This window comes from Pseudomonas sp. F01002 (assembly GCF_004402115.1).
Classification (GTDB): Bacteria; Pseudomonadota; Gammaproteobacteria; order Pseudomonadales; family Pseudomonadaceae; genus Aquipseudomonas; species Aquipseudomonas frigoris.
Map to the genome: position 1 here is coordinate 100,376 of NZ_SOPU01000004.1, position 7,256 is coordinate 107,631.

The following is a 7,256-nucleotide window of genomic DNA, read 5'->3' on the forward strand; positions in this document are numbered from 1 at the left end:
TTGCCATGGAAATCGATGCACTGTTAAGGCTCCTGGCCAGCCAGAATGGCTCCGATCTTTATCTGTCTACCGGGGCGCCACCTAGCGCACGGTTCGAGGGTGTGCTCAAGCCCTTGGCCGATCAGCCGTTCAAGCCGGGAGAAGTCGCGGCCATTGCCGCGTCCATCATGGACGCCGGACAGCGTCTGGAGTTCGATCGGGACCTGGAGATGAACCTGGCGATCTCTTTGACCGGTGTCGGGCGCTTTCGGGTCAATATCTTCAAACAACGCAACGATGTGTCGATCGTGGCGCGCAATATCAAACTCGACATTCCGCGTTTCGAAGACCTCAAACTGCCGCCGGTGCTGCTCGAAACGGTGATGCTCAAACAAGGACTGATGCTGTTCGTCGGCGCCACCGACTCGGGCAAGTCAACCTCGCTGGCGGCATTGATCGACTACCGCAATCGCCACAGCAGCGGCCATATCATCACGATCGAAGACCCGGTCGAGTACATCCATCGGCACAAGAAGTCGATCATCAACCAGCGTGAGGTCGGCGTCGATACCCGCAGTTTTCACGCCGCATTGAAAAATACCCTGCGCCAGGCACCGGACGTCGTGCTGATCGGCGAAATTCGTGACCGCGAGACGATGGAGCATGCGCTGGCATTTGCCGATACCGGTCATCTGGTCATTTCCACCCTGCATGCCCACAACGCCCATCAGGCGCTGGACCGCATCATCAATTTCTTTCCCGAAGAACGCCGGCCGCAACTCCTGCATGACCTGGGCAATAACCTGAAAGCGTTCGTGTCCCAGCGCCTGGTGCGTACCCGTGACGGTCAACGACGGGCGGCGGTGGAAGTGATGATTGGCACGCCAACCGTCGGCGACCTGATTCGGCGCAATGAGTTTTCAGAACTGAAGGGGATCATGGAGAAGTCTTCAGAGGCGGGGATGCAGACCTTCGATGGGGCGCTGTTCGAGCTGTTTGTCGAGGGTGTGATCGATGAGGCAGAAGCGTTGAAACATGCGGATTCATTGAACAACCTGCGCCTGCGGCTGAAAATGCACGCCGAGGCCACGCCCGGCCCCCATACACCACCGGGTGAATGGGGGCTGATGGACTGACCCCACAGGAGTTGGTTGTCGCAGGTGTTGTCGGTGAGAAGAATTAAAGCATGCTGATTGTTGACTAATAGCCTGAAGTTGTATCTGAAACTTCAGGGAGGTGCCACTTCTGTAAGTTACTTGATTTTCGGAGCGCGGGACTTGATGGACTGATTATTGGCTGGCTAGTTGTACTATGGTTGGTCTGTCGGAAATGTTACTTAATAGATTGGCGGTGGATTGCTCGGCCTGAGTAAGTAAGATCTGCCTGGACTGAATAAGTCATTCAGTTAATTTATTAAGGGTTGGGCTATGCATTTTGAATTAAAGGATAAGTTCTATAAGCCTCTGGGTGATTTCGGCAGAGAGGAGCAGTTGCGTCAAGACGCGGATGCAGCTGAGCGGAAATTGATTTTGGTCAATCTGAAAGCTTGTCTGGCAGATTACAGTGACGACGAAACAATAGACTGGTTTAACTACGAGATGGAGTTGCAGAAGGGCTCCTCTTTGTATGAGATCTATGTGCCGGGAAGCGTTCTGATGAACGAATTGCTCAGTACGGTTGCAATAAGAAGCGCACTAACCCAGGAAAATATGAGTACGCCGAACTTATTCGTGTTACCCATTCTGGCAAGCTGGAAGTGTTTGATGGTCATGATTGGAGAGATTTCGTCGCGCTGGGATATGTTGCCCACTCTAAGGCTACCCGAGATTCAATGGGGATCTTGGCGGACATTGCCAAAGAGGCCGGAGGTTGCCTGTGGGCGGACAACATTGTGAATATCGATCAGTGGCTTGAATTCTATGGCTTCGATGTGCCAAAGACCGTTGCGCAGGTCAGAAACCTGATCGGCTACTTCGAGTTTGACTGTCCTGAAATCGATCATTTTGGCAATTATTGGGGGCAGATCATCACCGATGATCAATCGTTGATCGTATTGTCCGCCGAGCAACTTAGGGATATTCGTCAGACCACTGAAAAACTTATAGCTCCGGACAAAAAGCTGCTGGACAAACTGTACCGCGAAACGGGTGGCACTATTGCAACGCACGATAACGCCGCCGAACGTATCGTTCAGATGGTCAAGCATCCGGCGGCCCAAGCCTGCGCCACGAAACTCCTGAAGGAACTGAACTGGTTCGGTGAAACATCCGGGCAAGACGTCTCTGCACAGGATCTTGGGCAACTGTTGATAACGGTTATTTTGCTGGAACTGGATCCGCACATTGGTAACGCTCAAGCCAGAAAGAGTATCGGCGCGTTCGATTTGTATGCACCGACCAATGTCGAACGATCTTCGTCGGTCGTGCGCAAGGAGCTGGAAACCTTTCTACACACCAAAGGCTGGGTGAATCCTGTCGTGGCGCCATTGGCATCGCACCTGCTGCTGGCGGAAATCGCGCCAGAATTTCTGGTCAAGGGTGTCCCGTCGTCGCTGATGATGGGTTCGGTTGGCTGGGTGTCCTTCTGCGTTGGAGTTGCCCTGGTGGAAGCGGTCACCAAGGGAGCTTCGCGGGTTTTGACGTATACGCAGATTATGGCGTATGCCGAACTGGAGCCCGTCAGTGATTCGCTGGCACGTCTGCGGGATTTGGCAATGCTCGATCCAATCGTTGACTGGGCCCTGATTAATGACGTGGTGACGACAACGGAACTTAAGCAAGCGGAAAAGGAAACGACTGAGCGGGCAATGACAGTGTTCGAGGAGTACGTGGACGGCACGCACCTTGCCCGCGCCTATACCAACGCCATTCCAAGCACAAAAGACATCAGAAAAGACATCGCACGGGCGGCGATCAGGGGCGTCGAGCACAACTTGTGCCCTGGAAGATAAAACGCTCTATCAGCGACCCGGCTTATATGCCTCACCTACCGCCATGTCTATGGTCGACCTGCATATGTCCGGTGACCTGGTGGGTGGCGAGTGGGACTTGCGTGGGGTTTTTCCCGACAAACACGCTTACGGTACGCCCGATTTGCTTGCACGTATTACTAATCAAGAACATAAAGGTTTCTATGATCCATCCATAGTCAGCATTCACCAACGCTATCCGAGGCTGCAGCGGCTGGAGCCTAATAATCATAAGTATCACCGCCAACTGCGGGGTTACCTCGGCAATTTGAATAATGCTGTGATCAGAAATGTGAAGATGGCCCTTTCACACATGCCTCCCTTCGATCTGGAAACCTTTCTGAAAGGCAAGATCACCTTCTTTACCCTTCGCAGCCCGGCGATAGAGACATCCTCCAACCGTTTTGGGGGCCCGTTGATACTTAAAACAGACTATGAAACCCAACAAGGTAAAGATGCTGTCACGGGGCGTTTTGGTATTGTCATGTGCGCTTCTCATGGAAACACTGTTACGTGCTATGAACTGTTTACCTTGCGTGGTGAACTACGTAGAAACAACACGCTTGGTGCGCTGATCGCCAACACGGGAAAATTGCAGGGCGCCGCCAGAGTGGATTTTAAGGGTGATCTGAAAGCGCAACAGGTACCGACGGATCCAGAACGATTACCGATTATCCTTAGTGAATACACTCATGGTCTTCTAGAGGCCAGTTCGGCCAGCAGCAGCGTGGCGATAATTGACAAGTTGGGTGAACTTGCCGCGCCTGCTACGCCGTCGGAGCGGAAGCAGAGTGTTTATCAAAATTTTGATAATTCGCAGCTTGTTCGAATTGCCAGGTTCATCGTCAACAATCGTCCGATAATGACGTTTGACGAACTTGAAGCAGAAGCCACTGTGCCAACAGTGCTTGAAAGCCAGCGCAAAAAAGGCGAAAAAACTGCGACGTATATTGTCGATCTGGTAGTTCCCTTTAAAAAGTGCATCGAGGATCTATCTTCCGGGGAGCACAATAAGATGGTCGATGGGATGTATGGCTGCGTTATGGATGTCATCGCAGTGGGTGGGGCGTTTGTGGGGGCTGGCGCCAAAGCACTGAGCATCTCGGCGAAGGCTATCTCCACGGCTTCCAAAGCCGTCCGCCTGACCAAGCTCGCTTTCGTCACATCTGTTTCCCTCTTCAACCCCGTGGATGGCGTGCCTACGGCATTTTTCGGAGCCGGGAAACTCGTCCATAAGGGGGCGCTACGCTTTAACAGGCAGGCTCAAGAGATGCTCGGACTGGCGCAATCCCAGTTGCGCAAACTCAATGGCCGTCATAAAACCTACGATCTGGCTCGCGCAGCCAATAGCGCCGATACCACCGGACAGGGTACCTGGCGACCCCGTGGTGCAACCGGTGACGCGCTAACGGTGGTGGCCCGGCGTAACGGCCACCAATGGTATGCCCTTGATCGACTGGGCAAACCCTGGGGACCAAAACTGAACAACTTCACCTTTCAGGCACCTATCCAGTTGCCGCGATTCAGTAAGACATTGCCCGTCAGCTATACCCGACGGTTCATTGAGCAAAGCTTGCCGCTGGCGCGTACAAAAATCGAAAACGCGATCAACGTCTTGACCAGTCTTGACTTAACGAAGGAACGTAACGCAATCATCAAGGTATTGCTGGGAAGCAACTCGAGCGATGCATTCGAACGGTTGGTGAACTATCTGAGATTGGTCAGGGCAGACTTTGCAGGTCTTTCCCTCAGTAATATTTTTCTCGATCCGCTCAAGAACACTAACAATATTGCTGCTTTCAACATGGACGCTTACAAGCAATGGAAAGATGCAAAAGACCAATCCGACACGAAATTCATCGAAATCTATACGCCCAATATCAACAAGCACTTCATCGGTCTGGGCTTCAACCATGACGTCGTGGCAGACGACTTGATTCATGAGGTGTTCCACGGTGCTGCACAGACTGATGATGTCAGCTATGCCCGCGATGCGGGACGCAACGGCGAAAGAGGGCAATTGCTGGATGTGGCTCCACTGCTGAACTTGGCGTCGGGACGTTTGCCGGTTACGGATGAGGGCCGTGCCTGTCACGCCAGTTCCAAAGCCTTTGAAAATGCTGACTCACTGGCTGTGACCACCTCGCTGCTGAGCCAGCTGTATACGGACAAGGGTAGTTACGAACTCAATATGTCCACCCTGCGCGGCGCGCTTGAAGCAAACACCGGTAGCGCAATTGACGAGCCGGTTCTGATCACTCTGAACAACTCTATTGCGCCGAATCCTGCCAGTGGAAGGCGCCCACCTGGTTCGCATATGGATTAACACACACCCGCATGATCGTTTAAGTTCCGAGTTCCGGCCGATCCCGAAACTGCTCAAGCGCTTCGGGATTGGCCAAGGCATCGGTGTTTTTTACCTTCTTACCATGCACCACGTTGCGCACCGCCAGTTCCACGATTTTGCCGCTGATGGTCCGCGGTATATCGGTCACCGCGACAATCTTCGCCGGCACATGCCGCGGTGTGGTGTTGGCGCGGATGACCTGGCGGATCTGCTGCTGCAGTGCTTCGTCCAGATCGACGTCCTCGCGCAATCGCACGAACAGCACCACCCGCACGTCATCCTGCCATTGCTGACCAATGGCCACGCTGTCCAGCACTTGCGGGACTTTCTCAACCTGACGGTAGATTTCCGCAGTGCCGATGCGCACGCCGCCGGGGTTGAGCACGGCGTCGGAGCGTCCGTGGATCATCATCCCGCCGTCGCGCAATTGTTCCGCGTAATCGCCTTGGGCCCAGACGCCGGGGAACTGACTGAAATACGAGGCGCGAAGCTTTTCCTGTTGAGGGTCATTCCAGAACCCGATGGGGATTGCCGGAAAGTGCCGGGTGCACACCAGCTCACCTTTTTCGCCGATCACAGGCAGGCCGTCGTCGGTCCAGACTTCCACTGCCATGCCTAGGCTTTTGCCCTGTATCTCACCACGGCGTACCGGTTGCAGCGGGTTGCTGTTCACAAAGCACGAAACGATGTCGGTGCCGCCAGACATCGAGGCCAGGCACAGGTCAGGCTTGAGGTCGCGGTAGACGTAGTCGTAACTCTGCGGCGACAACGCGGAACCGGTGCAAAGCAGGGTTTTGAGGGTGCTCAGGTCATGGCTTTCGCGAGGTTTGATGCCGTTGCTTTCCAGGGTTGCGAGGTACTTGGGGCTGGTGCCGAAGACACTGATGCGTTCGTCGTCGATCAGGTCGATCAGACGCTCGGGGGCGGGATGAAACGGCGAGCCGTCGTACAGCACCACCGCGCTGTCCACGGCCAGCGCCGAAACCAGCCAGTTCCACATCATCCAGCCGCAGGTGGTGTAGTAGAACAACCGGTCGCCGGGGCCGAGATCGCAATGCAGGCCATGTTCCTTGACGTGTTGCAACAACACGCCGCCAGTGCTGTGAATGATGCATTTCGGCACGCCCGTGGTGCCGCTGGAATAGAGGATGTACAGCGGATGAGCGAAGGGCACGGCAACGAAATCCGGCTCGCCGCCAGCGTCGTAGAAATCATCCCAGAGCGTCACGTTGGCCCGGGTGTGGACGTGTTCGATATGCGCTTGCGGTCGGGCGTAAGGCACAACAATCAACTGCTGCAAGGACGGCAAGCGTTCGAGGATTTCATTGACCTTGGCGATCTGGTCGATGTCCTTGCCGGCATAGCGGTAACCGGCGCAGGTGATCAGCACTTTCGGTTCGATCTGGCCGAAGCGATCGATTACGCCCTGGGTGCCGAAGTCCGGTGAGGAGCAGGACCAGATCGCTCCCAAACTGGTGGTGCCGAGCATCGCCACGAGGGTTTGCCAGGTATTGGGCATGCACGCTGCGACGCGGTCACCGAGGCCGACACCGGCGGCTTTCAAGCTGTTCTGAAACCCGGCGACATGCTCGGCCAGTTCTGCCCAGGTCAGGTGTTCACGCTGGCCGTTTTCGCCGATGGCAATGACCGCCACGGCATCGTCGCGACGGCGCAGCAGGTGCTCGGCAAAGTTCAGGGTTGCGCCGGGAAACCATTGGGCGCTGGGCATTTGCGCGCCCTCAACCAGTACAGCGTCCGGTTGATCATGGAAACGGATGTCGAAGAAATCGACGATGGCCTGCCAGAACGCTTCACGCTGATCGATGGACCATTGATGCAGGGCAGGGTAGTCGTCGACGTGGAGGTTGTGTCGCTGATTGATGAAGCGCCGGAAGGCCTCCATGCGGGTCTTGCCGATGCGCTTGGCGCTGGGTTGCCAGAGGATGTCGGACATGGCTTGCC

At 55.0% G+C, this 7,256-nt stretch carries 5 protein-coding genes; 4 read left to right on the top strand and 1 reads right to left on the bottom strand.

Annotation, left to right across the window (positions count from 1 at the left end; translation table 11 throughout):
* Window positions 1–5: 5 nt before the first annotated feature.
* From E3W21_RS03425 to E3W21_RS03440, 4 genes are all read left to right on the top strand, one after another.
* The gene (locus E3W21_RS03425) at window positions 6–1,115 is read left to right on the top strand and encodes a PilT/PilU family type 4a pilus ATPase (RefSeq protein ID WP_134418414.1); all 1,110 of its coding nucleotides are present in this window, start codon (window positions 6–8) and stop codon (window positions 1,113–1,115) included.
* 291 nt (window positions 1,116–1,406) lie between these two features.
* Entirely contained in the window at window positions 1,407–1,874 is a 468-nt protein-coding gene (locus E3W21_RS03430) for a hypothetical protein (protein WP_134418421.1), read from the top strand.
* Window positions 1,871–2,929, top strand: coding sequence for a hypothetical protein (locus E3W21_RS03435; RefSeq protein WP_134418428.1), 1,059 nt, complete (start codon window positions 1,871–1,873; stop codon window positions 2,927–2,929). The genes E3W21_RS03430 and E3W21_RS03435 overlap by 4 nt, the downstream gene beginning before the upstream one ends.
* Window positions 2,930–2,993: 64 nt before the next feature.
* Complete coding sequence (locus E3W21_RS03440; protein WP_134418436.1) at window positions 2,994–5,273, top strand: hypothetical protein; 2,280 nt, start codon at window positions 2,994–2,996, stop codon at window positions 5,271–5,273.
* A gap of 19 nt (window positions 5,274–5,292) precedes the next feature.
* Here E3W21_RS03440 and E3W21_RS03445 read toward each other — a convergent pair whose 3' ends face one another.
* The gene (locus E3W21_RS03445; RefSeq protein ID WP_134418443.1) at window positions 5,293–7,248 is read right to left on the bottom strand and encodes an acetoacetate--CoA ligase; all 1,956 of its coding nucleotides are present in this window, start codon (window positions 7,246–7,248) and stop codon (window positions 5,293–5,295) included.
* Window positions 7,249–7,256: the final 8 nt, after the last annotated feature.